At 37.0% G+C, this 24,336-nt stretch carries 34 protein-coding genes; 4 read left to right on the forward strand and 30 right to left on the reverse strand.

All coding sequences use genetic code 11. The features are described 5' to 3' along the window. Positions 1 to 14 precede the first annotated feature (14 nt). The 21 genes from rplR to AC3ITD_RS15030 all read right to left on the reverse strand — a co-directional run bounded on the left by rplR (position 15) and on the right by AC3ITD_RS15030 (position 11,423). Positions 15 to 368 carry a 50S ribosomal protein L18 gene (rplR, locus tag AC3ITD_RS14930; RefSeq protein ID WP_025145211.1) on the reverse strand — a complete coding sequence of 118 codons (354 nt, stop codon included), beginning with the start codon at positions 366 to 368 and terminating at the stop codon, positions 15 to 17. 5 nt (positions 369 to 373) lie between these two features. Further along, on the reverse strand, positions 374 to 931 hold the full coding sequence (rplF, locus tag AC3ITD_RS14935; protein ID WP_265799050.1) for a 50S ribosomal protein L6: 558 nt from the start codon (positions 929 to 931) through the stop codon (positions 374 to 376). An 18-nt stretch (positions 932 to 949) separates the two neighbouring features. Further along, entirely contained in the window at positions 950 to 1,348 is a 399-nt protein-coding gene (gene rpsH / locus AC3ITD_RS14940) for a 30S ribosomal protein S8 (protein ID WP_025145213.1), read from the reverse strand. 149 nt (positions 1,349 to 1,497) lie between these two features. Beyond that, a complete protein-coding gene (rpsN, locus tag AC3ITD_RS14945; RefSeq protein ID WP_025145214.1) occupies positions 1,498 to 1,767 on the reverse strand; it encodes a 30S ribosomal protein S14 in 270 nt (89 codons plus the stop codon). Further along, positions 1,767 to 2,333, reverse strand: a complete 567-nt coding sequence (gene rplE / locus AC3ITD_RS14950; protein WP_086547740.1) for a 50S ribosomal protein L5 — start codon at positions 2,331 to 2,333, stop codon at positions 1,767 to 1,769. The genes rpsN and rplE overlap by 1 nt, the downstream gene beginning before the upstream one ends. Next, complete coding sequence (gene rplX / locus AC3ITD_RS14955; protein ID WP_265799051.1) at positions 2,330 to 2,671, reverse strand: 50S ribosomal protein L24; 342 nt, start codon at positions 2,669 to 2,671, stop codon at positions 2,330 to 2,332. Before rplX ends, rplE begins: the two co-directional genes overlap by 4 nt. A gap of 1 nt (position 2,672) precedes the next feature. Beyond that, positions 2,673 to 3,041 carry a 50S ribosomal protein L14 gene (gene rplN / locus AC3ITD_RS14960; RefSeq protein WP_010599900.1) on the reverse strand — a complete coding sequence of 123 codons (369 nt, stop codon included), beginning with the start codon at positions 3,039 to 3,041 and terminating at the stop codon, positions 2,673 to 2,675. A gap of 1 nt (position 3,042) precedes the next feature. Then, positions 3,043 to 3,297 carry a 30S ribosomal protein S17 gene (gene rpsQ, locus AC3ITD_RS14965; RefSeq protein ID WP_010599901.1) on the reverse strand — a complete coding sequence of 85 codons (255 nt, stop codon included), beginning with the start codon at positions 3,295 to 3,297 and terminating at the stop codon, positions 3,043 to 3,045. A 13-nt stretch (positions 3,298 to 3,310) separates the two neighbouring features. Further along, positions 3,311 to 3,523 carry a 50S ribosomal protein L29 gene (gene rpmC, locus AC3ITD_RS14970; protein WP_025145217.1) on the reverse strand — a complete coding sequence of 71 codons (213 nt, stop codon included), beginning with the start codon at positions 3,521 to 3,523 and terminating at the stop codon, positions 3,311 to 3,313. A 71-nt stretch (positions 3,524 to 3,594) separates the two neighbouring features. Continuing rightward, positions 3,595 to 4,017 (reverse strand): 50S ribosomal protein L16, encoded by a 423-nt coding sequence (gene rplP, locus AC3ITD_RS14975; protein WP_010599903.1) that lies wholly within the window; start codon positions 4,015 to 4,017, stop codon positions 3,595 to 3,597. Between the two features lie 40 nt (positions 4,018 to 4,057). Then, on the reverse strand, positions 4,058 to 4,903 hold the full coding sequence (gene rpsC, locus AC3ITD_RS14980; protein ID WP_056848530.1) for a 30S ribosomal protein S3: 846 nt from the start codon (positions 4,901 to 4,903) through the stop codon (positions 4,058 to 4,060). Positions 4,904 to 4,912: 9 nt separating this feature from the next. Beyond that, a complete protein-coding gene (gene rplV, locus AC3ITD_RS14985; RefSeq protein WP_489360925.1) occupies positions 4,913 to 5,272 on the reverse strand; it encodes a 50S ribosomal protein L22 in 360 nt (119 codons plus the stop codon). Positions 5,273 to 5,279: 7 nt separating this feature from the next. Then, on the reverse strand, positions 5,280 to 5,546 hold the full coding sequence (gene rpsS, locus AC3ITD_RS14990; RefSeq protein ID WP_010599906.1) for a 30S ribosomal protein S19: 267 nt from the start codon (positions 5,544 to 5,546) through the stop codon (positions 5,280 to 5,282). Further along, on the reverse strand, positions 5,546 to 6,370 hold the full coding sequence (gene rplB / locus AC3ITD_RS14995; RefSeq protein WP_056848528.1) for a 50S ribosomal protein L2: 825 nt from the start codon (positions 6,368 to 6,370) through the stop codon (positions 5,546 to 5,548). The genes rpsS and rplB overlap by 1 nt, the downstream gene beginning before the upstream one ends. A 20-nt stretch (positions 6,371 to 6,390) precedes the next feature. After that, on the reverse strand, positions 6,391 to 6,681 hold the full coding sequence (gene rplW / locus AC3ITD_RS15000) for a 50S ribosomal protein L23 (protein ID WP_056848527.1): 291 nt from the start codon (positions 6,679 to 6,681) through the stop codon (positions 6,391 to 6,393). 1 nt (position 6,682) lies between these two features. Beyond that, positions 6,683 to 7,312, reverse strand: coding sequence for a 50S ribosomal protein L4 (gene rplD, locus AC3ITD_RS15005; RefSeq protein WP_010599909.1), 630 nt, complete (start codon positions 7,310 to 7,312; stop codon positions 6,683 to 6,685). Positions 7,313 to 7,316: 4 nt separating this feature from the next. After that, a complete protein-coding gene (gene rplC, locus AC3ITD_RS15010) occupies positions 7,317 to 7,934 on the reverse strand; it encodes a 50S ribosomal protein L3 (protein WP_056849254.1) in 618 nt (205 codons plus the stop codon). 172 nt (positions 7,935 to 8,106) lie between these two features. Beyond that, positions 8,107 to 8,502, reverse strand: a complete 396-nt coding sequence (locus AC3ITD_RS15015) for a DUF1634 domain-containing protein (RefSeq protein WP_056848526.1) — start codon at positions 8,500 to 8,502, stop codon at positions 8,107 to 8,109. A gap of 1 nt (position 8,503) precedes the next feature. After that, positions 8,504 to 9,337: a sulfite exporter TauE/SafE family protein gene (locus AC3ITD_RS15020; RefSeq protein ID WP_265799052.1), complete on the reverse strand. Its 834-nt coding sequence runs from the start codon at positions 9,335 to 9,337 to the stop codon at positions 8,504 to 8,506. A gap of 248 nt (positions 9,338 to 9,585) precedes the next feature. Beyond that, positions 9,586 to 10,128 (reverse strand): hypothetical protein, encoded by a 543-nt coding sequence (locus AC3ITD_RS15025; RefSeq protein ID WP_489360930.1) that lies wholly within the window; start codon positions 10,126 to 10,128, stop codon positions 9,586 to 9,588. A 38-nt stretch (positions 10,129 to 10,166) separates the two neighbouring features. After that, positions 10,167 to 11,423, reverse strand: a complete 1,257-nt coding sequence (locus AC3ITD_RS15030; protein ID WP_265799054.1) for a prephenate dehydrogenase — start codon at positions 11,421 to 11,423, stop codon at positions 10,167 to 10,169. Positions 11,424 to 11,596: 173 nt separating this feature from the next. On the opposite strand from AC3ITD_RS15030, the gene AC3ITD_RS15035 reads away from it, so the two are divergent. Next, positions 11,597 to 12,208, forward strand: a complete 612-nt coding sequence (locus tag AC3ITD_RS15035; RefSeq protein WP_056848522.1) for a hypothetical protein — start codon at positions 11,597 to 11,599, stop codon at positions 12,206 to 12,208. A gap of 58 nt (positions 12,209 to 12,266) precedes the next feature. Here the strand turns inward: AC3ITD_RS15035 and AC3ITD_RS15040 are convergent, their stop codons facing one another. After that, positions 12,267 to 13,610 (reverse strand): deoxyguanosinetriphosphate triphosphohydrolase, encoded by a 1,344-nt coding sequence (locus AC3ITD_RS15040; protein WP_265799056.1) that lies wholly within the window; start codon positions 13,608 to 13,610, stop codon positions 12,267 to 12,269. 115 nt (positions 13,611 to 13,725) lie between these two features. Here AC3ITD_RS15040 and AC3ITD_RS15045 point away from each other — a divergent pair, with 115 nt between their 5' ends. Next, entirely contained in the window at positions 13,726 to 14,088 is a 363-nt protein-coding gene (locus AC3ITD_RS15045; RefSeq protein ID WP_489360933.1) for a hypothetical protein, read from the forward strand. 10 nt (positions 14,089 to 14,098) lie between these two features. After that, the gene (locus tag AC3ITD_RS15050; protein WP_489360935.1) at positions 14,099 to 14,293 is read left to right on the forward strand and encodes a YtxH domain-containing protein; all 195 of its coding nucleotides are present in this window, start codon (positions 14,099 to 14,101) and stop codon (positions 14,291 to 14,293) included. A gap of 262 nt (positions 14,294 to 14,555) precedes the next feature. Here AC3ITD_RS15050 and AC3ITD_RS15055 read toward each other — a convergent pair whose 3' ends face one another. Then, the gene (locus AC3ITD_RS15055; protein WP_489360937.1) at positions 14,556 to 14,825 is read right to left on the reverse strand and encodes a hypothetical protein; all 270 of its coding nucleotides are present in this window, start codon (positions 14,823 to 14,825) and stop codon (positions 14,556 to 14,558) included. A gap of 443 nt (positions 14,826 to 15,268) precedes the next feature. Between AC3ITD_RS15055 and AC3ITD_RS15060 the strand changes: the two genes are divergently transcribed. Next, the gene (locus AC3ITD_RS15060) at positions 15,269 to 15,931 is read left to right on the forward strand and encodes a response regulator (protein ID WP_489360939.1); all 663 of its coding nucleotides are present in this window, start codon (positions 15,269 to 15,271) and stop codon (positions 15,929 to 15,931) included. 339 nt (positions 15,932 to 16,270) lie between these two features. On the opposite strand, the gene rpsJ is transcribed toward AC3ITD_RS15060, so the two are convergent. From rpsJ to AC3ITD_RS15095, 7 genes are all read right to left on the reverse strand, one after another. Next, positions 16,271 to 16,576: a 30S ribosomal protein S10 gene (gene rpsJ / locus AC3ITD_RS15065; protein WP_008244591.1), complete on the reverse strand. Its 306-nt coding sequence runs from the start codon at positions 16,574 to 16,576 to the stop codon at positions 16,271 to 16,273. A gap of 131 nt (positions 16,577 to 16,707) precedes the next feature. Further along, complete coding sequence (gene fusA / locus AC3ITD_RS15070) at positions 16,708 to 18,822, reverse strand: elongation factor G (RefSeq protein WP_265799062.1); 2,115 nt, start codon at positions 18,820 to 18,822, stop codon at positions 16,708 to 16,710. 131 nt (positions 18,823 to 18,953) lie between these two features. Beyond that, positions 18,954 to 19,421, reverse strand: coding sequence for a 30S ribosomal protein S7 (gene rpsG / locus AC3ITD_RS15075; protein ID WP_489360942.1), 468 nt, complete (start codon positions 19,419 to 19,421; stop codon positions 18,954 to 18,956). Positions 19,422 to 19,438: 17 nt separating this feature from the next. Continuing rightward, positions 19,439 to 19,852: a 30S ribosomal protein S12 gene (gene rpsL / locus AC3ITD_RS15080; RefSeq protein WP_010599925.1), complete on the reverse strand. Its 414-nt coding sequence runs from the start codon at positions 19,850 to 19,852 to the stop codon at positions 19,439 to 19,441. A gap of 191 nt (positions 19,853 to 20,043) precedes the next feature. Beyond that, a complete protein-coding gene (locus AC3ITD_RS15085; protein ID WP_489360945.1) occupies positions 20,044 to 20,454 on the reverse strand; it encodes a RidA family protein in 411 nt (136 codons plus the stop codon). A gap of 403 nt (positions 20,455 to 20,857) precedes the next feature. Continuing rightward, on the reverse strand, positions 20,858 to 21,316 hold the full coding sequence (locus AC3ITD_RS15090) for a hypothetical protein (protein WP_489360947.1): 459 nt from the start codon (positions 21,314 to 21,316) through the stop codon (positions 20,858 to 20,860). 94 nt (positions 21,317 to 21,410) lie between these two features. Beyond that, entirely contained in the window at positions 21,411 to 24,224 is a 2,814-nt protein-coding gene (locus tag AC3ITD_RS15095; RefSeq protein ID WP_489360949.1) for a TonB-dependent receptor, read from the reverse strand. Positions 24,225 to 24,336: the final 112 nt, after the last annotated feature.

Consider the following 24,336-nt stretch of genomic DNA (forward strand, 5'->3'; position numbering starts at 1 on the left):
ACTTTTTCTTCAGATTAAAATACTAAACCAGCTTCGCGGGCACCCTCTGCCAACGATTTTACACGACCGTGGTATAAATAGCCATTTCTATCGAAAACAACTTCTTTAACACCAGCAGCGATTGCTTTTTCAGCAACTAATTTTCCTACTGCAACTGATTGGTCGCTTTTGTTACCTGTTCCAGAAAAATCTTTTGATAAAGATGATGCTGAAGCTATTGTAGTACCGGTTACATCGTTAATTACCTGCGCATAAATCCCTTTATTGCTTCTATATACAGATAACCTTGGACGCTCTTCCGAACCGGTAAGTCTTTTTCTGATCCCTTTTTTAATACGATCTCTTCTTGATAATTTTTTACCTGCCATGATTACTATTTTTTAGACGCTGATTTACCTGCTTTTCTTCTTAACACTTCACCTACAAACTTGATACCTTTACCTTTGTATGGCTCTGGTGCACGTAACGAACGGATTTTAGCTGCTACCTGACCTATCAATTGTTTGTCAATACTTTCTAAAATGATTTTAGGAGTTTGACCTTTTTCTGAAGATGTAGTTACTTTAATCTCTTCTGGTAATTGAAATACATAATGGTGAGAATAACCTAAAACTAGATCTAGTGTATTACCTTGGTTTGTAGCACGGTAACCAACACCTACTAATTCTTGAGTTAATTTATAACCATCTGTAACACCAACAACCATGTTGTTAAGCAGTGAGCGATATAAACCGTGTAATGCTTTATGTTTCTTTTGTTCTGATGGACGTTGAACTGTTAAAATTCCATCTTCTTGACTTACAGTGATATCTGAATCTACTGCTTGTGTTAATTCACCTTTAGGGCCTTTTACACTTACTACGTTATCTTTCGATACAGTAATGGTAACACCTGCAGGGATTGTAATTGGGGCTTTTCCTATTCTTGACATTGTGCTGTTCTCCTAATATTAATAAACGTGACACAATACCTCACCACCAATGTTTAATTTGGCTGCTTCTTTATCAGTCATTACACCTTTAGAAGTAGATAAGATTGCGATACCTAAACCGTTTAATACTCTTGGCATATTTTCAACACCAGCATAGTTTCTCAAACCTGGTTTACTTACTCGCACTAATGTACGAATAGCAGGAACTTTAGTAATTGGATTGTATTTCAAAGCAATTTTAATAATGCCTTGAACTGTTGTATCTTCAAACTTGTAGTTCGCGATGTAACCTTTATCGAAAAGAACTTTAGTAATTTCTTTTTTAAGGTTTGATGCAGGAATTTCTACAACACGGTGGTTGGCCTTAATGGCATTCCTTACTCTTGTTAAATAATCTGCTATTGGATCTGTATTCATTATTTATTGTTTTTGATAGTGGTTTCCTTCTGCTACTCAGCTGTGGGACCTGCTATCGGTTAAAATTCTTTTTTTAGTATATAGACAATAGTATAAAGTATAAAGATCAAATGATCTAAATACTTTATACTAATTACTTTATACTTTTATTACCAAGATGCCTTCTTAACACCTGGTATTTTACCGTCTAGTGCCATTTGGCGAAACGTTACCCTTGAAATTCCAAAGGTACGCATATAACCACGTGGACGACCAGTTAATTTACAACGGTTGTGTAAACGTACTGGAGATGAGTTTTTAGGTAATTTATCTAAACCCTCGAAATCTCCCGCAGCTTTTAATACTGCACGTTTTTCAGCGTATCTAGCTACCAATTTTTGGCGCTTAACTTCGCGTGCTTTTACACCTTCTTTTGCCATTATTCTGCTGTTTTTTGATTTTTAAATGGTAATCCGAATTGTTTCAATAACTCAAGAGCCTCAACGTCAGATTTTGCCGAAGTTACGAAAGTTATATCCATCCCTAAAATTTTATTGATTTTATCTATATTAATCTCTGGGAAGATGATTTGCTCAGTTACACCTAATGTGTAATTTCCTTTACCATCGAAACCTTTATCGTTAATACCTTTAAAATCACGGATACGTGGTAAAGCTACAGAAATCAAACGATCTAAGAACTCATACATATTATTATCACGTAATGTTACGCGTACACCTACTGGCATACCTTTACGTAATTTAAAGTTAGAGATATCTTTCTTAGAGTTAGCCGGAACCGCTTGCTGACCAGTAATAGTAGTCAACTCAACGATTGTGGTATCCATAATCTTTTTATCAGTAACAGAAAAACGACCAACACCCTGATTGATACAGATTTTTTCCAATTTAGGAACCTGCATTACAGTTTTGTACTGAAATTTCTCTTTTAATGCATTTACAACTTCTTCTTTGTATTTGCTTTTTAATCTAGGTGTAGCCATTATTTAATTTCCTCCCCTGAAACTTTAGCAACTCTAACGATTTTACCATCAGCGTTAAGTTTACGACCAACGCGAGTGGCTTTACCAGATTTTGGATCAACCAACATCAAGTTAGAAATGTGAAGAGCAGCTTCTTTTTTAATAATACCACCGTTCGGATTTGCAGCATTTGGTTTAGTGTGTTTAGACACTAAGTTAACGCCTTCTACAATGGCTCTGTTTTTATCTATTTGTACTGAAAGTACTTTTCCTTGTTGACCTTTTGAATCGCCAGCAATTACTTTAACTAAATCTCCAGTGCGGATTTTAAGTTTTGATGGTGTATTTACTTTGTTTCCCATTTTATAATACCTCCGGTGCTAATGATACAATTTTCATGAATTGTTTTTCACGTAGTTCTCTCGCAACCGGGCCAAAGATACGTGTACCTCTTGGCTCATCCTGTGCGTTCAATAATACAGCAGCATTATCGTCAAAACGGATATAAGAACCATCTTTACGACGGATTTCTTTTTTAGTTCTTACAACAACTGCTTTTGAAACTGTACCTTTTTTAATATTACCTGACGGTAATGCGCTTTTTACGGTAACAACTACTTTATCACCAATTGAAGCATAACGTTTGCCGGTTCCACCTAGCACGCGAATTACCAATACTTCTTTTGCGCCGCTGTTATCAGCAACGTTTAATCTCGATTCCTGTTGTACCATCTTATTTAGCTCTTTCTAAAATTTGTACCAATCTCCAGTTCTTGTTTTTACTCAAGGGACGAGTTTCCATAATCAATACTGTATCACCGATACCGCATTCGTTTTTCTCGTCGTGAGCCATAAATTTGGTAGTTTTCTTAACGAACTTACCATAAATCGGGTGCTTTACTTTACGTTCCACGCTCACTACAACAGATTTATCCATCTTGTTGCTTACCACTAATCCCGTTCTTGTTTTTCTTAATTGTCTTTCCATGTCGACTCTCAAATTATTTAGTTTCAGTAGCTGACTCAGTGTTTTTCACTTTAGTCAACTCAGTGTTTAAACGGGCTATGTCTTTCCTTACTTTCGCAATACGCGAAGGATTTTCGATAGCTGAAATAGTGTGTGCGAACTTCAATTTTGATAAGTTCTCTTTTTCTTCCGCAATCTTAGCTACTAATTCTTCTTTTGAAAGCCCTGTGATTTCTGAATTTTTCATTTTTCTTTTTTTTAAGTTGAGTGTAGCGGTTATAATAAACAAGTATTTACAACATTCACCTCAACATTTTACTATGCTTCTACGTAATCTCTACGTACTACGAATTTGGTTTGGATTGGTAATTTCTGAGCTGCTAAACGCAATGCCTCTTTAGCTACTTCTAAAGGCACACCTTCAGCTTCGAAAATTACGCGTCCAGGTCTTACAACTGCTACCCAATACTCAGGAGCACCTTTACCCTTACCCATACGTACTTCAGCAGGTTTTTTAGTTACTGGTTTGTCCGGGAAAATTCTGATCCATACCTGGCCTTCACGTTTCATGAAACGGGTTACCGCGATACGAGCAGCCTCTATCTGGCGACTTGTAATCCAAGTTGCTTCTAAAGATTTGATACCGAAAGATCCGAATGCTAATTCAGCTCCACGAGAAGCTAAACCCTTCATTCTGCCTTTTTGCATCTTCCTGAACTTCGTTCTTTTTGGCTGTAACATTTTATTTTGTTCTAATCGTTAAACGATGTTAATAAATCAATTATTTACGAGGACCTCTGTTAGCGCCTGCGCCACCACCTCTGTTTGCACCACCCTGGCCTGGACCACGACCGCCGCCTTGGTTTCCACCACGTCTGTCGTTACCACCGCCACGGTTATCTCTTCCACCACCACGGTTATCTCTTCCACCGAAAGCTGGTTTATCTGATGCGCCTTTTGGACCGTTGTTTGTCGAACCGATGTTTGGAGACAAATCACGTTTTCCATAAACCTCACCTTTACAGATCCACACTTTAACGCCGATTTTACCATAAGTGGTTAAAGCTTCAGCTAAAGCATAGTCAATATCAGCACGGAATGTATGCAAAGGCACTCTTCCTTCTTTGTACTGCTCAGTACGTGCCATCTCAGCACCACCTAAACGACCAGAAGTCATGATTTTGATACCTTCAGCACCCATACGCATGGTTGATGCGATAGAAGATTTCATTGCTCTACGGAATGAGATCCTTGCTTCTAATTGTTTTGCAACACCTTCTGCAACTAATTGTGCATCAAGCTCTGGGCGTTTAATCTCGAAAATGTTAATTTGAATTTCCTTTTTAGTCAATTTCTTTAACTCTTCTTTGATTTTATCAACCTCAGCACCTGCTTTACCGATTACGATACCTGGGCGAGCTGTGTGGATTGTTACCGTGATACGTTTTAACGTACGCTCGATAACCACTTTAGCAACACCACCTTTAGCGATACGAGCAGAAAGGTATTTTCTTATTTTCTCATCTTCAACTAATTTATCGGAGTAGTTGTTGCCACCGAACCAGTTAGAATCCCATCCTTTGATGATACCTAACCTGTTACCTATTGGATTTGCTTTTTGTCCCATTTCCTAAAATTAGTTTTGAGTTTTTTCTGTACTTTTACTATCTACAATCAGCGTAACGTGGTTTGAACGCTTACGAATTCTATATCCACGGCCTTGAGGTGCTGGACGTAAACGTTTAAGTTGACGACCACCATCTACCATAATGGTTTTAACAAATAACTCACTTCCATCAGAAGTTTTGCCATTTTTAGCTTCCCAGTTGTTGATAGCAGATAATAATAATTTCTCAACTCTTATTGCTGCTTCTTTATTGGTAAACTTTAAAACACTTAATGCTTTTTCTACACGTTCACCTCTGATAAGATCTACAACCAAACGCATCTTACGCGGCGAGGTTGGACAATTGTTTAATTTTGCTATTGCTTCCATTGTCTAATTATTTTTTCTTTTCAGCGTGTCCTCTGAATGTTCTGGTTGGAGCAAATTCTCCCAACTTGTGACCAACCATGTTTTCTGTAACATACACAGGGATAAATTTATTACCATTGTGTACTGCAAATGTATGATTAACGAAATCTGGTGAAATCATTGATCTACGAGACCAAGTTTTGATTACAGACTTTTTGCCTGAATCATTCATAGAGTTTACTTTTTTCTCTACGTTATGGTCAATATAAGGTCCTTTTTTTATCGAACGAGCCATTATTTCTTCCTTCTCTCTATGATGTAACGATTAGAATATTTTTTAAGTTCTCTGGTTTTGTAGCCTTTAGCTAAAACGCCATTTCTTGAACGTGGGTGACCACCTGATGATCTACCTTCACCACCACCCATTGGGTGATCGACAGGGTTCATCGCTACCGGTCTAGTTCTCGGACGACGGCCCAACCAACGTTTACGACCAGCTTTACCTAATACTTCATTTGCGTGATCTGAATTAGATACCGCACCGATAGTAGCAAGACAAGTAGTCAAGATTAAACGGGTTTCGCCTGAAGGCATTTTCAAAGTAGCATATTTACCATCGCGGGCAGCTAATTGTGCATAAGCACCTGCACTACGAGCTAATTGTGCTCCTTTTCCAGGGTGAATCTCCACGTTGTGGATGATAGAACCTAATGGAATGTTCGATAATTTTAAAGTGTTACCTACTTCTGGAGCTGCTGTTTCGCCCGATAATAATACCGAACCAACTTGCAAACCTTCTGGAGCAATAATGTAACGCTTCTCGCCATCTGCATAATGTAATAATGCGATGCGGGCAGTACGGTTTGGATCGTATTCAACAGTAGCTACTGTTGCAGGAATATCGAATTTATCGCGTTTGAAGTCGATTAAACGATATGATTTTTTATGACCACCACCCATGTAGCGCATAGTCATTTTACCTGTGTTGTTACGTCCACCAGACTTTTTTGATGATACAACCAATGATTTTTCGGGCTTGGTTGCTGTAATCTCCGTAAAACTAGCACCAACTCTGAAGCGGGTACCTGGAGTAACTGGTTTAAATTTTCTTAAGCCCATAGTTATAATTAATTATTAAATTAAAGAGTTGCGTAATAATCTATTGTTTCGCCGTCTTTTAACGTTACGATTGCTTTTTTGTATTTCGGGCTACGGCCAGAAACAAAACCTGCTTTAGTGTAACGAGATTTCGCTTTTCCATCAACAACCATGGTGTTCACTGCAACGATGGTAACACCGTACAATTTCTCAATAGCCGCTTTGATTTGGATTTTGTTAGCCTTGTGGTTAACAGCGAATGTGAAACGGTTAGATTTTTCAGTTAAAGCTGAAGCTTTTTCGGTTAATATTGGTTTTTTTAAAATTTCCATATTACTTGGCAAATGCCTCCTCCAAAGTTTTAACAGAATCTGCAGTTAACACAAGTACACCAGCGTTTAATACATCATAAGTATTTAAATCTGCTGCCGAGATTACTTTAGTTTTCTGAACGTTTCTGCTTGATAAATAGATATTATTATTTTGTGCAGGTAAAACCAATAAAGTTTTTTGAGTACCTACGTTTAACGCAGCCAATAAACTTGTGTAGTTTTTTGTTTTCGCTGTATCGAAGTTGAAATCTTCTAAAACTACCACGCTGTTATCTTTTGCTTTATAAGCTAAAGCAGATTTACGTGCTAATGATTTTAATTTCTTGTTCAATTTAAAGCTATAATCACGTGGTTGAGGACCGAAAACACGACCACCACCGTTAAATAACGGAGATTTAATGCTACCTGCTCTGGCACCACCTGTACCTTTTTGCTTGTATAGTTTACGAGTTGAACCAGCAATCTCATTACGTTGTTTAGATTTGTGAGTACCTTGACGTTGGTTAGCCAAATACTGTTTTACATCTAAATAAATCGCGTGGTCGTTAGGCTCGATACCAAATACCGATTCAGGAAGTTGCACCTTGGCACCTGTTTCTTTACCTGAAATGTTTAATACTTTAACTTCCATCTGATTACTTGTCTAAGATTACGTAAGAACCTTTAGCTCCTGGAATGGAACCACTAACTACTAATAGGTTTTGCTCAGCATAAACTTTCAAAACTTGTAAGTTTTGAACTTTTACTCTGTCTCCACCTGTTCTTCCTGCCATGCGCATTCCTTTGAATACACGTGAAGGAAATGATGATGCTCCCAATGAACCTGGGGCACGTAAACGGTTATGCTGACCGTGAGTCTGCATACCAACACCGGCAAATCCGTGGCGTTTTACAACACCTTGAAAACCTTTACCTTTTGAGGTACCTACAACATCAACAAAATCGCCTTCTGCGAATGCATCAACAGTTACGACATCACCTAAGTTAAGTGAAGTTGTAAACGAATCGAATTCAACAAGTTTGCGTTTCGGAGTTGTGTTTGCTTTCGCGAAATGGCCTTTTAACGGTTGAGTTGTGTTTTTCTCTTTTTTCTCATCGTAACCCAATTGGATTGATGAATACCCGTCTTTTTCTTCGGTTTTCACTTGTGTAACTACACAAGGCCCAGCCTCGATTACCGTACAAGGAATGTTTCTTCCTTCGGCATCAAAGATACTGGTCATTCCTACTTTTTTTCCAATAATTCCTGACATTTTATCTTTTCTTTTTAACACCCATCGAAGCAGTAGGGCTTCGTTCAAGGTGGTTGTACATCCCCCGAAAGGGACGGCAAAGATAGACAAGAATTATTAATTTTCAAATAGTTAGCCAAATATTTTTTCAAATAAATTGTTGATATGTTGGCTTTTAACTTTTAACCAGATGTTAATGTGCCAAACCACCATTTAAACTGATAGTTATGATGGCAAGGATGATAAATCCGATAAGAACATAGAGATAATCTTTCTCTATCAAAAAGCTAAATATGGCAAAAATGATGCGGGCGATTGGGGTAAAAATGAGCATTAGGATTCCGAACTGAACTATGGCATCACCATGAAAGCTCGATAAGCCTTTAAAAATCTCACCAATAGACGAAAATTTTGAAAGTTCTGGCTTAAAAACTTTATAATCGGTTATTACCCCTTTGTTATGAATAAGAAAAATGACACCACCAATCAGTACGATACTCATCGATATGATTACACCAGCACGCAAAAGCGTTCCTAATACAACCTGGATATCCTTATCATTAATATTTTCGTTTTTCTCTTCGTTCATTTTACAAGCCGCTGATTCCTTTGTAAATCATTTGTAGTGCTAAAAAAGTAACTACAACTGCAAAAACAATTTTTAGTTTGTCGGTGTTAGTTCGCAACAAAACTTTCGATCCAATCGAAGCGCCGGTTAAAACTCCAATACAAACGGGCATTGCAATTCCGGGATCTATCTGACCGCGGTGCAAATAAACAATCGCACTTGCAGCTGCCGTTACCCCCATCATAAAGTTACTCGTGGTTGTAGATACCTTAAAAGGCAAACGCATGATGTTATCCATCGCGATTACTTTTAGCGCACCACTGCCAATACCTAAAAGACCAGAAAGCGTCCCAGCAAAAAGCATCATCGCAAAGCCAGCAGGTACATTTTTAACTGCATAAGCATGATCTACGCCCTTATCAGGATAGCTACTGTTCAGTTTGAAAAATTTTGCCCATTTATCAGTCTTGTCTAAAGTGGTATGATCGATCTTTTTCTTCAACGTCATGATTGCGGAGAAAATTAAGATGCACCCAAAAATGATGGCAATATAATTTGCATTGAGATAAACGGCTACTACAGCGCCAGAAATGGCTCCTATCGTAGTCGCAATTTCAAGAAACATACCGATTCGAATATTTGTAATTCCTTCTTTTACATAAGCTGCCGCAGAACCTGATGAAGTTGCTATTACCGAAACAATTGATGCACCGATGGCATAATGTATATCAACCCCGAGCGCCAGTGTTAATAGCGGAATAATAATTACACCCCCACCCAAGCCTGTTAATGAACCTAATAAACCTGCCAAAAAAGCGCCTAACAAAACGATGATGGTAAATAACAAAACCGACATGCGGGCAAAGATAAGGGACAGTTTTTGGCTAAACGAAGGATTATGGAATAAAATAAAGTCTATATAATATATGGATGATATAAATTGGAACGTGGTAATTAAAATTTAATGGCATATTACAGGTTGTTAGCTACGCTCTACTTTCAAGCTCTCTTTTTTAACGAGCGTGTTAGCAGTACTTGTTTCAACAGTGCAATCTTATAATGACACGGCACTTCTCAGAACCAGGTGCGAGCTGAATATTTAACTCAGGATTTATGATGAAGCTTACTCTCCCTATTAATATCCATATTTTTAAAAGTCTCGATGACTTCGTAAGCAATCTGTCTAACCGTCCCTGGTATTAGATTAATTGTATTTTTGTTTCCATTAGCATCAGTAAGCTTCCAACCTGATGTATCTATCATTATTTGCTCATTCCCGGCTAGCGCTTTTATGATTTTAGCTCTCGTAAATGCAATTGAACTGGAATCAACCAGTATCTTTTTATTACTCCACCAGTTTTCTAACGATACTTTAATCAGACTAGATTGTTCAAGCTTCGGCAGATAATCCCAGCCTGCTCCTTTTCTATGCTCCAGCTTTAGCAAGCCAATAAAGTTGTTTACACTTTTTGATTGATAAGTTTCTGAACTACAGTTAAGCTGAATGTGATTAAGCTTCAATTGAGTAAGTAATGATTTGGATTGTTCGGCATTGTGAAATAGGATCAACACTCGTTTAGCAATTTGAGAAACCACCAGTTTATTTCCCAAATCATATTCCTGGCATAAACTTTCAACATCAGCCAAATGAGTTTGCAATTCGAAAACTGATTCTGATTTTGCCACTACTTCCCTAACCTCCTAATCATTTCTGCACTGAGGTCTCTCCCATCATTCAATCGATTCGCAAAAAATGATTTTGCGGCCTCGAAATGTTCCTTATATCCTTTCAAATCACCATATCCTATTATCGATGCCCATTCATGAACAGCAGTATGAAATTCCAAATCGTCGCCGCGGATAGATTTGTCGTACAACGCGGTGTGGATAGATTCTTCCAACATCTCCTCGTTTTTGAAAAGATATTCTGCTATGCCAAGCCTCAATTTAAAAGGTGGGGTTTGACAAATTAGGTTATCATATGGATTTACGCCCATTTTATACCAGGCGTAAACCATACTTAGCAAACTTAAGTGCGAATTTGGCTTTTGCTTATGATCTGCGTCAGAAAGGCTAAATTCTTTCATGATGTTATCATCAAGGAGCAGAAGCGTTCTGCTTTCATGAAATACAAAATCGCGGGCAGCATAAATTTTCTCCCTAAATTCAACTTCATTTTCACAAATCATCAGCTTATATAATTCCGATTCTGCCTGAGCGTAATATTTTACCTGCTTCTGAGCGTAAGGATTCAATATTGCTAAGCCAGCATAAATATGTGATTTGTAGCTAAAAATTCTGAGCGTGGTCAAGATTTTCACATTATCGATTCCGCCAGCATAAGCTGGGTTATCCCATGGAAAGAAACCTGCATTTTTCCATGCTGAACCCATGCTCTCGAAGCCCATGTGGGTAACGGCTTGTGTATCGGCCACAATACGGTCATGCTCACGATAATCGTCCATTTCGATAATATTCGATTTAAGCGAACGGTAAACGGCTAAAGCTTTAGCATAAACTTCATCGGTAGCCCGATGGCGAACGACCACCAAAGTTTGCCCTTCGGGACTAAAAGCAGGCCCGTGTAAAGAGTGGCAGGTTACAATCTGTGTATCATTTGGAAGGTGTTTCTCAAAAGCTGCAATTTCCGGATGTTTAACAGAGGTTTGTCCGGATACAATTGCGCCAAACTTTGTAGAACGGGCAAACGTAGAAACTACTTCATCAATCTTTTCTGCTTCCACACAGTAAATAATAAAGTCTGATTTGCGGGCCACTTCATGACCATCAATTAATACCTCGATTCCTTTCGGCTCTAATTCATTTTTTAAATCCGAAAACCTTAAAGGCATATCTGCCCCGCATACTTTATAACCTTCGCTTGCAAACGACAGCGCATATAATTTGCCCATATCGCCCAAACCGATAATTCCTATTTGCATGAGGCAAATGTAATCTATCGATAAGTAAATTATAATAAAACGTAGATAAAATTGTTATTTAACAGATAACGAAAACACACAACAATTAAAACCTATAAAGCCATTAGTTAAAAATTATTAACTGGGAAATAGATAAAAATGTAGTTTTACACTCAAACACCTATATTTAAACTATGCAGAAAATTAAACACACCCTATTGTTTTTAGGCGCTATGCTATTTTTAAACATTGCTTTTGGTCAAACTTTGCCAGATACAACAAAAAACACCGATCCATCGCTAAATGGTCAATATCAGTTTATGTTAAAGAAATCTAAGAGTTTATATGGCGCAAGGCTGATTAACCCTTCAAGATTATCTGGAGTGTGGAAAAGTGTAAATGACACTTTGAGGAAAGAACGCAAACAACTGCAAGAGGCAAAACAAGAAATTAAAACCCAGGCACAAACCATTTCTACGTTGAAAGGTGAAGTTTCTGGAAAAGAAAACTCATTGGCAGATGCCACAGCTTCCGTTAATGAAATTAAATTTCTGGGGATATCTTTTAACAAAGGAACCTATAACACCATCGTTTGGGCTATTATTATTATTCTGGGCGCTGGCTTGGCAATAGTAATTTTTCAATCTGGTAAATATAGAAAGGAAGCGACTTACAGAACACAGCTTTACCAGGAAGTTGCAGATGAATTCCAGGCACACAAGGTTAAAGCGAAAGATAAAGAAATGAAGTTGGCACGTGAACTTCAGGACGAAAGAAATAGATGGGATGATTCCCGAGGAAGGTAATTGAGGTAGAGATCAAGGCTGAGCCAACAATCTCAACCTTGATCTTGGTCTTACCAAATTAGGTTTCAGATGGAAATGATATTCCCTTAATATTTCTATATAAATCTACAGCATAAAGATCAGTCATCCCCGAAACAAAGTCTAAAACACTTTGGGTGCGGGAGTAAATATCAGGCAAATCAGTATGGTATTGCTTTGGTATCAGTTTTACCAATTTTTTATAATAGTGCGTGTTGTTATTTATCAAAGCTGGCACAAACTCCTCCAGTAAACCCGCCATAATTTTGTAACCTGCAACTTCTTTTTGAATCACTGAAGAGAAATTGTAAATGCGTTCAATAGAAACTTTCTCAATTTCTTTCCAAGCAGAGCGATATGGTTCTGGTATCAGATCTGTCAGGCTATTATTCAAAGTTCCCTGAAGCAAACTTTCTTGTTCGCGATAAAAAATGTCTGCGCAAATGTTGGTTAATGTATTTATCGCCTTCGCCCTGAGAAGACCAATTTTGGCATCATCATCCTCATAATCATTTTTAAGTCTATCTTCGATAGTTTTTGAATTAGCGAAAGGAAGCAAATAATTTTTCACCTCCTCATATGAAAGAATTTTTAAACGATGTGCGTCTTCCAAATCAATAATGCTATAACAAATATCGTCAGCAGCTTCTACCAGATAAACCAAAGGATGGCGTTTGTAAATTAAATATTCGCCTTCTTCTTTTTCAAGATGAAGTTCGTTGGCAATTTTTTTAAACGTTTCTTCTTCCGACTGGAAAAAACCATACTTTTTCCGGTGCAACAAACCTTTTTGTTTGCCTGCAATAGAAGCACAAGGATATTTTGCAATTGAGGCCAGTGTAGAATAGGTGAGTGCATAGGCATCGTTACCTTTGCCCTTAAGTGGATGGGTAAGAATGCGGATCGCATTCGCATTACCTTCAAAATTAATCAAATCATGCCATTGCGATTCATTCATTTCATTTTGATAAACCTTGCCATCTCCATCAGTAAAATAACGTGAAATCGCAGCTTCTCCAGAATGCCCGAAGGCAGGATTTCCTAAATCGTGAGCGAGGGATGCAGCTGCAACAATATTTCCGACCTCATTTATAAGTGGAACATCTTTAATTAACTGAGGATTTTTTTCCTCCAAAGTATTCAGAAAAATATTCGCCATGGAACGAGCAACGCTTGCTACTTCCAAACTATGCGTTAAACGGTTATGAACAAAAACACTCCCTGGTAATGGAAACACCTGAGTTTTATTTTGCAAACGCCTAAAAGGCGATGAAAATATTAATCTATCGTAATCTCTTTGAAAATCCGATCTTGCTTTATCTCTATCACCCGTCCAGCTTTCCTGGCCAAATCGTTTATTTGAAAGTAAATTTTTCCACTCCATTTTTAAAATTTGGCGCAAGTTACTCAAAAGCAGAAAATCCCATCAATAATAATTTTGAGAAACTTGACTTTAAAACCATTTTTGCTTAAAGCTGTTCTTAATAAAAAATGCAATTATGAAAACGAGTATTTATAATAAGGAAGAGCATATTGAAGGTTATGTTGGCAATGATGATGATAGCACAAAATCAAACCTTCAAAAGGAATACGAAAAAGGAAATGAGGGCAACGAAGTAACCAGTTATGGACAAGAAAGCGATGCAATAGCCGGCAATACGGCTGCTAAGGATGGCTATGATAACAGCGGAACACAGGGAAAGGATTCTTTAAGTGACGACGCTTATAACAGTAAAGATGAGCACCCGACAGTTGAAAGTGCTGCAAGTAAAACTGGAAGTTCTTCGGATGATTTTGATTCACCAAGCAAAAAAGAAATTAACCAAAGAGATGAAGACGATGTTTTAAATACTGGAATTTAAGAGGCTTATTATGAGATTACTAAAATATGTTGTAATTGGGGCGGTGGCCGTTTACGGTTTTAAATATGCCAGCAAAAAAAGAGAAATTGACGGAAAATCACTATTGGATGATTTAAAAGATGGTTTGAATGATGCTTTTTGTCAAGCCAAGGAATACAAAAACAGATTGGAGATGGACTATAATCAAACTACAAAACTTTACTGACACCAATAACTACTTTATACTACAAAATTTGATTTATATCAATTACTTTAGGACTGAAAATTTGCTATAAGTTGGTTTAATTAGCAAATTTGCAAACATATTAGCACTCGCAGCCACATCTTAATCATCCTAAGGCTAAAACTAATTTATTGGGCTATAAAAATAGCTACTCTAAAAAATATCTAGCTGTTGAGTACTATCAGAACTATTCCTCTACCGGAAAAATCATTAACTATAAAGAGGGATTTTAACGAATCCTTCTTTATAAATCTTTCCCACCCAAACCTTTCTCATCAATACTATTTCTACTTCCAATATCTTCACCTTGACTTAGATTCTCGTTCTTTAGATTGTCTATTGTATTGGATTCATTTTCTGTATTAGAAATATGATCTTTACTAGGCGTGTTTTTACGCTTAAACTCAGAGTCGCTAATGGTATGTCCATAAGTTGCCTCTCCATTATCCCATTCTATATTACGATCAGTATTTTCATTTTCATCATTTCTGTTATTATCAAGCTCCTTATTCATCACACCTAAATATTTAATCCGTTAATATGAATAACACCTAGATGGTTAATAAGGTTTAAACAATTTGCAAATACGTTAGATTACCTAATCTCACTAGCTAAAGTTTAGCGGAAAATTTTTCAGGTTTAATTGACTACACTATTTCAAGAAAAAATTTGCATAACCGTTCTGTTGTGATAAAGGTAGTTAACAATCGTCAGCGCCTCCACAAAAAAGGCATATAAATACAGCGCTTTTAAGTATTTAAACAGAGATCATTGACACTTGAATATATCGATGTTTAATTGACTACCCAACAACCTCAAATTTGAAATTCCGAATAAAGGTAATAATAGCCGATAACCACCCCATTATTAGAAACGGTATCAAATCGTTAGTTGAAACTCAAGATAATATCGAAGTCATTGCTGAAGCTTCAAAGGGCTTCGAGGTAATCGATTTTTTTGGAGAAAGGTAATCTTCCAGATATACTTATAACAGATATTGAAATGCCAGACCTGGATGGAATTGAATTGACCAAATTTATCAAAACTAACTATCCACAAATTAAAGTTTTAATATTAACATCTGTTGACCAAGAAAAATTAATTACTAAATGCTTTGATGCTGGTGCCGATGGTTATTTATTAAAAAATGTAACCAGATCAGAAATCGTATTCGCAGTTGAACAACTTAACGCAGGTTACAAATACCTTAGCACTTCAATTGGGATGAAATTTCTGGATCCAATTCAGAAAAAATATTCGGTGGAAGCAGGGAGCATGAAACGGAGTGTTCAGTTTTCGAAACGAGAATTGACAATACTAAATCTCATTGCCGAAGGCTTTACCAATACTGAAATTGCCGATAAACTATTTACCAGTAAAAGAACAATAGAGGGGAATCGACAAAATTTGCTACATAAAACAGGCAAAAAAAATACTGCCGAATTAATCGGTTTTGCAATTAGAAATGCATTATTGATTAGCTTTCAATCCACTCCCTTACTTTGGTCTGATTTAGTAGGAACATCTGTATCCTTTATACTTGATCCATTCTCATCTCTATGTTTAGGTGGACTGTCCATTCTGCTCTCTTCCAATTCTGAAAAATCGCTTCCTTTCTGATTTCCAACTTCCCCATGCGAAGATGGTTTTTCCTTTAATTCTTCTTCAGGATTGGCGAAATCCTGACCTTCGATAGGAAGATTTTCTTCCTTTTCAGTGGGTTTATTCATATCATTTAAACGAATAAAAACCTAATTTGTTTAACGGCTAGTTTAAACCTATTTGCCGCCAGAGAATCCGTGATTTATTACGGTAAGCTTCTCTTAAATGCTTATTGAACATCCCATAATGGCAACCAAAAACATCCAGGTCAGAAACTGCTATTCCATACGCCTCACAAAAAATAGGGCAAAAAAAAAACCTGACTTTCATCAGGATTTTTAATCTTTTTAAAATCAATTAAACTTTGATTTCAACTTCAACACCGCTAGGTAATTCAAGTTTCATTAAAGCATCAACTGTTTTAGAGTTAGAGCTATAAATATCTAATAAGCGTTTGTAAGCGCATAATTGAAATTGCTCTCTGGCTTTTTTGTTAACGTGTGGAGAACGTAAAACAGTAAAGATTTTTTTCTCTGTAGGAAGTGGAATTGGACCACTTACAACTGCACCCGTAGGTTTAACAGTTTTTACGATTTTCTCAGCAGATTTATCTACCAAGTTGTAATCGTAAGATTTTAATTTAATTCTGATTCTTTGGCTCATCTTATTTTTAATTATGATTTCCTGTTAGAGCTATTAACAACAGAAATCGGATTTATTTTTGAGATTTGAGAAATGAGATATAAGACGTGAGACAAATCTCAATACTCATATCTCAATGCTCACATCTAATATTAGTCTTCAGATTTTACTCTTCCTTTTGATTTAGCAATTACTTCATCTTGTACGTTTTTAGGCGCTGCTTCATAATGATCAAATTCCATTGTAGAAGTTGCACGACCTGAAGTGATAGTACGTAACTGCGTTACATAACCAAACATTTCAGAAAGAGGCACAGTTGCTTTAATTACTTGGGCACCGTTACGTGTATCCATACCTAATAACTGACCACGACGACGGTTCATATCACCGATTACATCACCCATGTTTTCTTCAGGGGTTAAGATTTCGATTTTCATGATTGGCTCCATCAAAGTTGGTTTACATTTAGGTAAAGCTTCACGATATGCCATTTTAGCTGCAAGCTCAAATGATAAAGCATCTGAATCGACTGCGTGGAATGAACCATCAATCAAACGTACTTTCATATCAGGAAGTGGATAACCCGCTAACACACCGTTAACCATCGCTGCGGCGAAACCTTTTTCTACTGAAGGAATAAACTCACGTGGAATTGAACCACCTGTAATTTCGTTTACGAATTGTAAACCACCTTTTTCAAAATCAGCATCGATTGGCGAGATAACAACTTGGATATCGGCAAATTTACCGCGACCACCAGATTGTTTCTTATAAGTTTCACGGTGTTGAGTAGTACCGAAAATAGCTTCTTTGTAAGCTACCTGTGGTGCACCTTGGTTAACTTCAACTTTAAATTCGCGTTTTAAACGGTCAATTAAAATATCTAAGTGTAACTCACCCATACCAGAGATAACCGTTTGACCAGTTTCTTGATCAGTTTGAACTCTAAAAGTAGGATCTTCTTCAGCCAATTTAGCTAAGCCCATACCCAATTTATCAACGTCAGCTTGAGTTTTAGGCTCAATAGCTAAGCCGATAACTGGCTCAGGGAAATCCATAGATTCTAAAACGATTGGGTGTTTCTCATCACATAGTGTATCACCAGTTTTGATATCTTTAAATCCAACTACAGCAGCAATATCACCAGCAGCCACGTTTGGCACTGGGTTTTGCTTGTTAGCATGCATTTGGAAGATACGAGAAATACGCTCTTTACTTTCAGAACGAGCATTGTATATGTAAGAACCAGCTTCTAAGTTACCCGAGTAAACACGGATAAAACATAAACGGCCTACAAATGGGTCAGTTGCAATTTTAAATGCTAAAGCTGCAAATGGCTCAGTAATGCTTGGTTTTAATAAAACTTCTTCGTTAGTATCTGGGTTAGTACCAATTACACCTTCGCTATCCATAGGTGAAGGCAATAATTCCATCACATAATCAAGCATAGTTTGTACACCTTTGTTTTTAAAAGATGAACCACAAACCATAGGAACAATTTTAGCATCTAAAACAGCCGCACGTAAAGCATCTAAAATTTCACGCTCAGTAATCGAGTTAGGATCTTCGAAGAATTTCTCCATCAAAGTCTCATCATAATCAGCTACTGATTCTAGTAATTTTTCTCTCCATTCAGCAACCTCATCTAACATATCATCAGGAATTGGTACTTCAGTAAAGGTCATACCTTTATCATGCTCATTCCAAACAATACCACGGTTGTTAATTAAATCAACCACACCTTTAAATGCATCTTCAGAACCGATAGGTAATTGCAATGGAACTGCATTACTACCTAACATATCTTTAACCTGCTTAACAACTTTTAAGAAGTCAGCTCCAGAACGGTCCATTTTGTTAACGAAACCAATACGAGGAACCGCATAGTTGTTGGCTAAACGCCAGTTGGTTTCTGATTGAGGCTCAACACCATCAACTGCAGAAAACAAGAATACCAAACCATCTAATACACGTAACGAACGGTTTACCTCTACGGTAAAATCCACGTGACCTGGTGTATCAATAACGTTTACATGATATTTTTGACCTCTGTAATTCCAATCAACAGTAGTTGCAGCAGAAGTAATGGTAATACCACGCTCTTGCTCTTGTGCCATCCAGTCCATTGTTGCAGCACCTTCGTGCACCTCACCAATTTTATGACTCACACCAGCATAATAAAGGATACGCTCTGTTGTTGTAGTTTTACCTGCATCAATGTGAGCTGCAATTCCAATATTTCTTGTAAATTTTAAATCTCTTGCCATCTTATGTTTTTGATTTATCTGATTTTAAATGATTACACCGATTATGTAAAAACAAATCGGTGTAATTTATCTAATCAGTATAATCTTCTAATTAAATCTGTGTAATCTTACTAATCTGTTAATCCTAATTACTAGAATCTGAAGTGAGAGAACGCTTTGTTAGCCTCAGCCATTTTGTGCGTATCTTCTTTCTTCTTAACAGCAGCACCTTCACCTTTAGCAGCAGCTACCATTTCACCAGCTAATTTCTCTTTCATGGTTTTTTCGCCACGTCTACGAGCGTATGAAATTAACCATTTCATACCTAAAGCTGTTTTACGTTCTGGTCTAACCTCAGTTGGAACCTGGAAGTTAGCACCACCAACACGACGAGATTTAACCTCTACAGCTGGCATAATGTTAGTTAAAGCACGTTTGAAGATCTCTAAACCGTTTTCGCCTGCTTTTTTCTCAGCAATTTCAACAGCATCGTAAAAAATAGAGTAGGCGATAGATTTTTTTCCATCGTACATCATATTGTTTACAAAACGAGTTACTTGAACATCGTTAAATTTTGGATCAGGAAGAATAATTCTCTTTTTTGGTTTTGACTTTCTCATTTCTTATTTCCTCCCGATTATTTTTTCTTTCCTTTAGCAGGAGCTGCAGCAGCTTGACCTGGTTTAGGACGTTTAGTACCATATTTCGAACGACGTTGGTTACGACCAGCAACGCCTGATGTATCTAATGCACCACGGATGATGTGGTAACGTACACCTGGTAAATCTTTCACACGACCACCACGAATCAAAACGATTGAGTGTTCTTGTAAGTTGTGACCTTCCCCAGGAATGTATGCATTCACCTCTTTACCGTTCGTTAAACGAACACGGGCTACTTTACGCATTGCTGAGTTTGGTTTTTTAGGGGTAGTGGTGTACACACGTGTACATACACCTCTTCGCTGTGGACAGCTGTCCAACGCTGGAGACTTACTCTTGAACTCCAGTGCTACTCTACCTTTTCTAACTAATTGTTGAATAGTTGGCATTGTGCTTTTTTAATTTTTTATTTAATTATTTACCGCTCCCCCGGCATCCTCGCAGATAGCCCATAAAACGGACTGCAAAAGTAGAACAATTCTTTTTATAAATCAAGGGGTTAGCGCAAAAAATTTAGCGGGTTGAGTTTTTAGTTTTGAGTTGAAGATTAAGGAGTTGCGAATTTAAGCGGAAACCAAATTTACCTGTCCACAGCGGTAACATCAATTTCTATCTGCATCCCATCTAATGCTAGTCTCGAAACTGGTATTAGAGTATTCACCGGAAACTTCAAATCAGGCCAAATTTTTTGAGACACAGCAATCAATACTTCATGCTTACTTGAATCATAGTCAACCACAAGTGTGGTCAACTTTACAACATCACTCCACAGCAATCCTTCACTTTTAAGTGCGATCTCGATATTATCAAACACAATATCTACCTGTACCTTAAAATCATCACTTAAAACACCATCCATATTGCTACCACCTTGCCCTGCTATAAATACCATTTTACTATTGGAGTTAACGGTTGCCATATGAGAGTACCCATGAGGTTTTGGATCGTATAATCCTTCAGGATTTTTTATTTCGAAATTCTCGTTTTTCATCTGCTATAATTAAAGGTGGAAGATAAACAGACTGGATTCCCTAATCGTCAGCGAAACGTAATAGCTGATTTGATGTAACAACGAATGTAAGACAGTTAACGTAGCACGAGGGATGAAAATTAATTCACCGTACTTCTCGGATCGAATTAAAACGAATGTCTTCTATCCTACAGTTTGTGCTCTAATTTTATGATTTCTAGTGGAGACGGTAGTAAAATTTTATTTTGAGATTCTTCACAATGCTCAATTGATAGTGTAAGCAATTCAAGTTCATGACCTTGCTTAGAGTCTAGCACAATATCATTTCCTACTAACGAATAGGCCTTTCTAAAGCTAACTCATACTCTTCCTGTATTTTAACTATTTTTAACATAGCTTATTTCCCTCTCATATTGAGTTTCTTTTAATTACAATCCTTAAAACCATCTTTTAGAACTTTCAATTTAGCGGCTGCAGCCTCCAATTCTTTTGGTGGTTTGCCATAATCATAAGTGATTTTATGAGTTTTCCCATCTGCTGTTACCGAAATCCATTCCGCTCCGCCATCGGCACAATCTGGGCAACCAATCACTTCAGGCAAATTAGCAATCTGGCTCCCATTTAATAAATCTTTAATTGAATTCACTTCTTCATCAGAAATGTTTTTGGAACAAGTTTTTGTATCAGGTGTTTGTCCATGTTTGCTTTTTGTAAAAGTAAGTTTAGCATCACTAATTGAAATACTTTGAACACAATATCCACCGCACATTCCAAAAGAAGTACCATAACTAATACTATTTAAATTTTTGATTTTGCCCTTCTTACAGGTTGCGAAAAGTAAAACAATCAAAACACTCACCATAAATATTAGATTCGCTTTCATACGCAAATTGGATTATATTTAAAGATAAGATTTATCCTTAATAAAAAATCGCAAAAACTTAGGTAGTCTTGCGGATTAAATCTTTCATTATTTCCTAATTCACCGTACTTCTCGGATTACTTTTCTCACTCTTAACGCCAACCTTTGTAATCTTATAATTCAACGAAACATAAAAATATCTGGTGATTGAATTAAAACGAATGTCTTCTATCCTACTGCCATTTACAGTTCTGTCGATATTGGTATTTTGATTTAAAATATCAAATCCTTTTAAGCTTAGTGTTATTCTACGCTGCATAAAATACTGATCTAAACCAGCATTAAGTAGAAATACATTGTTGTTAAAGCCATCGGCTCTACCGGCAGCCCCATTGTGGTTTAATTCTGTATTGATTCTCGTATTTTTAATAAACTCATAGCTTAAGCTAACACTATTTGAGAAATTAAAATATTTATTATCCAGCGCACTTGGCTGCGAATTATTTACCTTGCTATATTGTACTCCAATATAAATTCCGGCGTTTAATTTGTCATCAATATCATAACTAAAGTTTGCATTCGGTCCAAAATTATATCGATTGGTGATATTTTTCTCCTGGTTAATAAATGAAGTGTTGTGCGAAAGTGACAGATTGACTCCATACCCCATTCTTAATCCCTTTAACTTGGTTGGCTGCCCAAAATAAGTGCCGGTATTGATGTAATAGTTACCATCTACATTAACGGGCTGAACATATTGTACACCATCTACATAATTGATGCTGTTCCCAACATCATCCAGGGCATAATTCACTAAGAAGTAACCGTTCCAGTATTTATTATTGTCGGCACTGAACGTATTAAAATTAACTGACATGCGATGACTTTTCCTAGCCTCCAACTCTGGATTACCTATCCTTTGATAAAGAGGATTGCTGTTATTTTGAACAGGCTGCAAATCATTTACAGAAGGAAGATTCACGTTGGCGTTATAATTCAACTGCAACGTGTGCTTATTCTTATTCCTGAAATTGATATTTAACCTTGGCAGAATATTATAATACTTCTTATCAATGTTATTGGTGTTGATACCAGCACTGCTAAAAGTTGAAGCATCCAACCCTGTTTCCTGAAATCCTAAACCAAAATTATACGTCCATTCTGTACGGTTATAAATGAGCCCTAGCCTGGCGGTTTGTGTCCATGTTTTGTTCTCGAGTGTATTCGAAAAGTCAGGGACAACAGCATCATAAGTGTTATTTAATGGATTGTAACTTAAGGTTAACTGCTGCGCATCTACTTTACCCTCGTTACGGATATAAGCTATATTGCTATTCAATTTCTTGTCTACAATCGGGCGAATGTAATTCACAGCAACACTATAGTTTTGAGATTTATTTTCCTGCTCTGCCTGCTGGTTTAAATCTGTTACATCAACAACCCCAGATCTATAATTGTTTATTAGCGATTTATTTAACCAATTGGAGTTGAAAGTATTTTGCGAACCATTCAAACCAATAATAATCGATCCTTTCTTTAATCGCCTTGTGGCAGAAAGCTCTCCAAAAAAAGCAGGGGTAGAATTTCTTTGATCCAGAAGCTGACTACCTTCATTAATTTTTCCGGTAAGATCAAATGCAGAATTGAAATTCCTATTATTGATATTGGTGGTGTAATTAAGAATTGCATTTGAGCGAAAAGTTAGATCGGTAAGCGAATCGGGATGGTATTCCACTTTGAAATTGAATCGATGCGCTTGGTTATCAGAATTGCGGTTTGAAACTTCGTCAGTTCTAAGTACATCATCTTGATTAATATCCTGAACAATCGAAAACCGATTACCTAAACCTTTGCTGAAATATGTGAAGTAGCTACTGCTTAAAGTCAATTTATCCTTTGCACCCCAGCTATTGCTAAAATTTAGTCCGCCACTGTGCGTAGTTACTTCGCCAATGGCACTATTATCAAAAACGCCTGAACCGCCAATGGTTGTTCGTCCGTTATTTACATTGATGGAAAATCCGCCACCTCCGGGAGGGGCAAAAAGGTTACCAATGTTTCCACTGGTAAAACTATTTAAATCTTCGTATTGAAAACTGGCATTACTGACATTATTGCTCATCCCTAAAATGGCAAACTGCATTTTTTTGGTGAAGTGGTTGGCGCTTAAATAACCGCTATAGCGATCGGTAGTGCCCCCAGATAAATTGGCATTACCAAACCAACCATTCTTTTTATCCTCTTTAATGGTTAGGTTGAGCACCTTTTCTCGTTGTCCATCATCAATTCCCGTGGCTTTTGCCTCCAAGGTTTTGGCATCTATTAACTGAACTTTTGCTATCACATCAGCAGGTAAATTTTTGGTGGCCGTTTTTGGGTCGGTACCAAAAAAATCTTTTCCATCAACGGTCAATCGAGTTACTTTTTGCCCTTGCACTAAAATGCTACCATCTTTATCAATGGTTACGCCAGGGAGTTTCTTTAACAAATCTTCAACTGCAGCGTTGGGTTGCGTTTTGTAAGCATCGGCATTAAACTCAACGGTATCTATTTTTACTGTTGCCGTAGCATATTTGCCTGCCACCGAAACATCTTTTAAAGCTATCGCATCCTCTTTTATTTTCAATACCCCTAAATCAATATTCTTTCCTGAAAAAGTGATGGTTTTTAAAATTGGATTATAGCCCATTGCGGATATTTTCAAGGTATAATCCCCCTTAGCAATATCTTTAAAAAAGAATTCCCCTGCTTTATTGCTAACCACACCAACTTTTTTATTTGAATCAATTTTGCTTGACAAAATAACACCTACATATTCAATTGGTAAGCTTGTTTTACTATCAACGATTTTTCCGGTGATGAAAGCATTCTCCTGTGCGAAGACTTTCGTAGATAAAAGGAATAGAAAAATCAATAAATAAGGTTTCATATCTGAATTTGTTTTTTGTTTGGTATTGAGAAGTTAAGCTCAATGTTCAGATATAAGACGCAAGAAAAATTAAAGTGTGACAGTCGACGATTTATTTTTAATAAAAAACAGT

It is taken from the genome of Pedobacter sp. KH_004, assembly GCF_057840755.1.

Excerpts from the sequence above, each read along its gene's own strand:
- rplR (WP_025145211.1), bottom strand. The coding sequence starts at position 368 with ATGGCAGGTAAAAAATTATCAAGAAGAGATCGTATTAAAAAAGGGATC.
- rplF (WP_265799050.1), bottom strand. The coding sequence starts at position 931 with ATGTCAAGAATAGGAAAAGCCCCAATTACAATCCCTGCAGGTGTTACC.
- rpsH (WP_025145213.1), bottom strand. The coding sequence starts at position 1,348 with ATGAATACAGATCCAATAGCAGATTATTTAACAAGAGTAAGGAATGCC.
- rpsN (WP_025145214.1), bottom strand. The coding sequence starts at position 1,767 with ATGGCAAAAGAAGGTGTAAAAGCACGCGAAGTTAAGCGCCAAAAATTG.
- rplX (WP_265799051.1), bottom strand. The coding sequence starts at position 2,671 with ATGGGAAACAAAGTAAATACACCATCAAAACTTAAAATCCGCACTGGA.
- rplN (WP_010599900.1), bottom strand. The coding sequence starts at position 3,041 with ATGGTACAACAGGAATCGAGATTAAACGTTGCTGATAACAGCGGCGCA.
- rpsQ (WP_010599901.1), bottom strand. The coding sequence starts at position 3,297 with ATGGAAAGACAATTAAGAAAAACAAGAACGGGATTAGTGGTAAGCAAC.
- rpmC (WP_025145217.1), bottom strand. The coding sequence starts at position 3,523 with ATGAAAAATTCAGAAATCACAGGGCTTTCAAAAGAAGAATTAGTAGCT.
- rplP (WP_010599903.1), bottom strand. The coding sequence starts at position 4,017 with ATGTTACAGCCAAAAAGAACGAAGTTCAGGAAGATGCAAAAAGGCAGA.
- rpsC (WP_056848530.1), bottom strand. The coding sequence starts at position 4,903 with ATGGGACAAAAAGCAAATCCAATAGGTAACAGGTTAGGTATCATCAAA.
- rplV (WP_489360925.1), bottom strand. The coding sequence starts at position 5,272 with ATGGAAGCAATAGCAAAATTAAACAATTGTCCAACCTCGCCGCGTAAG.
- rpsS (WP_010599906.1), bottom strand. The coding sequence starts at position 5,546 with ATGGCTCGTTCGATAAAAAAAGGACCTTATATTGACCATAACGTAGAG.
- rplB (WP_056848528.1), bottom strand. The coding sequence starts at position 6,370 with ATGGGCTTAAGAAAATTTAAACCAGTTACTCCAGGTACCCGCTTCAGA.
- rplW (WP_056848527.1), bottom strand. The coding sequence starts at position 6,681 with ATGGAAATTTTAAAAAAACCAATATTAACCGAAAAAGCTTCAGCTTTA.
- rplD (WP_010599909.1), bottom strand. The coding sequence starts at position 7,312 with ATGGAAGTTAAAGTATTAAACATTTCAGGTAAAGAAACAGGTGCCAAG.
- rplC (WP_056849254.1), bottom strand. The coding sequence starts at position 7,934 with ATGTCAGGAATTATTGGAAAAAAAGTAGGAATGACCAGTATCTTTGAT.
- AC3ITD_RS15015 (WP_056848526.1), bottom strand. The coding sequence starts at position 8,502 with ATGAACGAAGAGAAAAACGAAAATATTAATGATAAGGATATCCAGGTT.
- AC3ITD_RS15020 (WP_265799052.1), bottom strand. The coding sequence starts at position 9,337 with ATGTCGGTTTTGTTATTTACCATCATCGTTTTGTTAGGCGCTTTTTTG.
- AC3ITD_RS15030 (WP_265799054.1), bottom strand. The coding sequence starts at position 11,423 with ATGCAAATAGGAATTATCGGTTTGGGCGATATGGGCAAATTATATGCG.
- AC3ITD_RS15035 (WP_056848522.1), top strand. The coding sequence starts at position 11,597 with ATGCAGAAAATTAAACACACCCTATTGTTTTTAGGCGCTATGCTATTT.
- AC3ITD_RS15040 (WP_265799056.1), bottom strand. The coding sequence starts at position 13,610 with ATGGAGTGGAAAAATTTACTTTCAAATAAACGATTTGGCCAGGAAAGC.
- AC3ITD_RS15045 (WP_489360933.1), top strand. The coding sequence starts at position 13,726 with ATGAAAACGAGTATTTATAATAAGGAAGAGCATATTGAAGGTTATGTT.
- AC3ITD_RS15050 (WP_489360935.1), top strand. The coding sequence starts at position 14,099 with ATGAGATTACTAAAATATGTTGTAATTGGGGCGGTGGCCGTTTACGGT.
- AC3ITD_RS15055 (WP_489360937.1), bottom strand. The coding sequence starts at position 14,825 with ATGAATAAGGAGCTTGATAATAACAGAAATGATGAAAATGAAAATACT.
- rpsJ (WP_008244591.1), bottom strand. The coding sequence starts at position 16,576 with ATGAGCCAAAGAATCAGAATTAAATTAAAATCTTACGATTACAACTTG.
- fusA (WP_265799062.1), bottom strand. The coding sequence starts at position 18,822 with ATGGCAAGAGATTTAAAATTTACAAGAAATATTGGAATTGCAGCTCAC.
- rpsG (WP_489360942.1), bottom strand. The coding sequence starts at position 19,421 with ATGAGAAAGTCAAAACCAAAAAAGAGAATTATTCTTCCTGATCCAAAA.
- rpsL (WP_010599925.1), bottom strand. The coding sequence starts at position 19,852 with ATGCCAACTATTCAACAATTAGTTAGAAAAGGTAGAGTAGCACTGGAG.
- AC3ITD_RS15085 (WP_489360945.1), bottom strand. The coding sequence starts at position 20,454 with ATGAAAAACGAGAATTTCGAAATAAAAAATCCTGAAGGATTATACGAT.
- AC3ITD_RS15090 (WP_489360947.1), bottom strand. The coding sequence starts at position 21,316 with ATGAAAGCGAATCTAATATTTATGGTGAGTGTTTTGATTGTTTTACTT.
- AC3ITD_RS15095 (WP_489360949.1), bottom strand. The coding sequence starts at position 24,224 with ATGAAACCTTATTTATTGATTTTTCTATTCCTTTTATCTACGAAAGTC.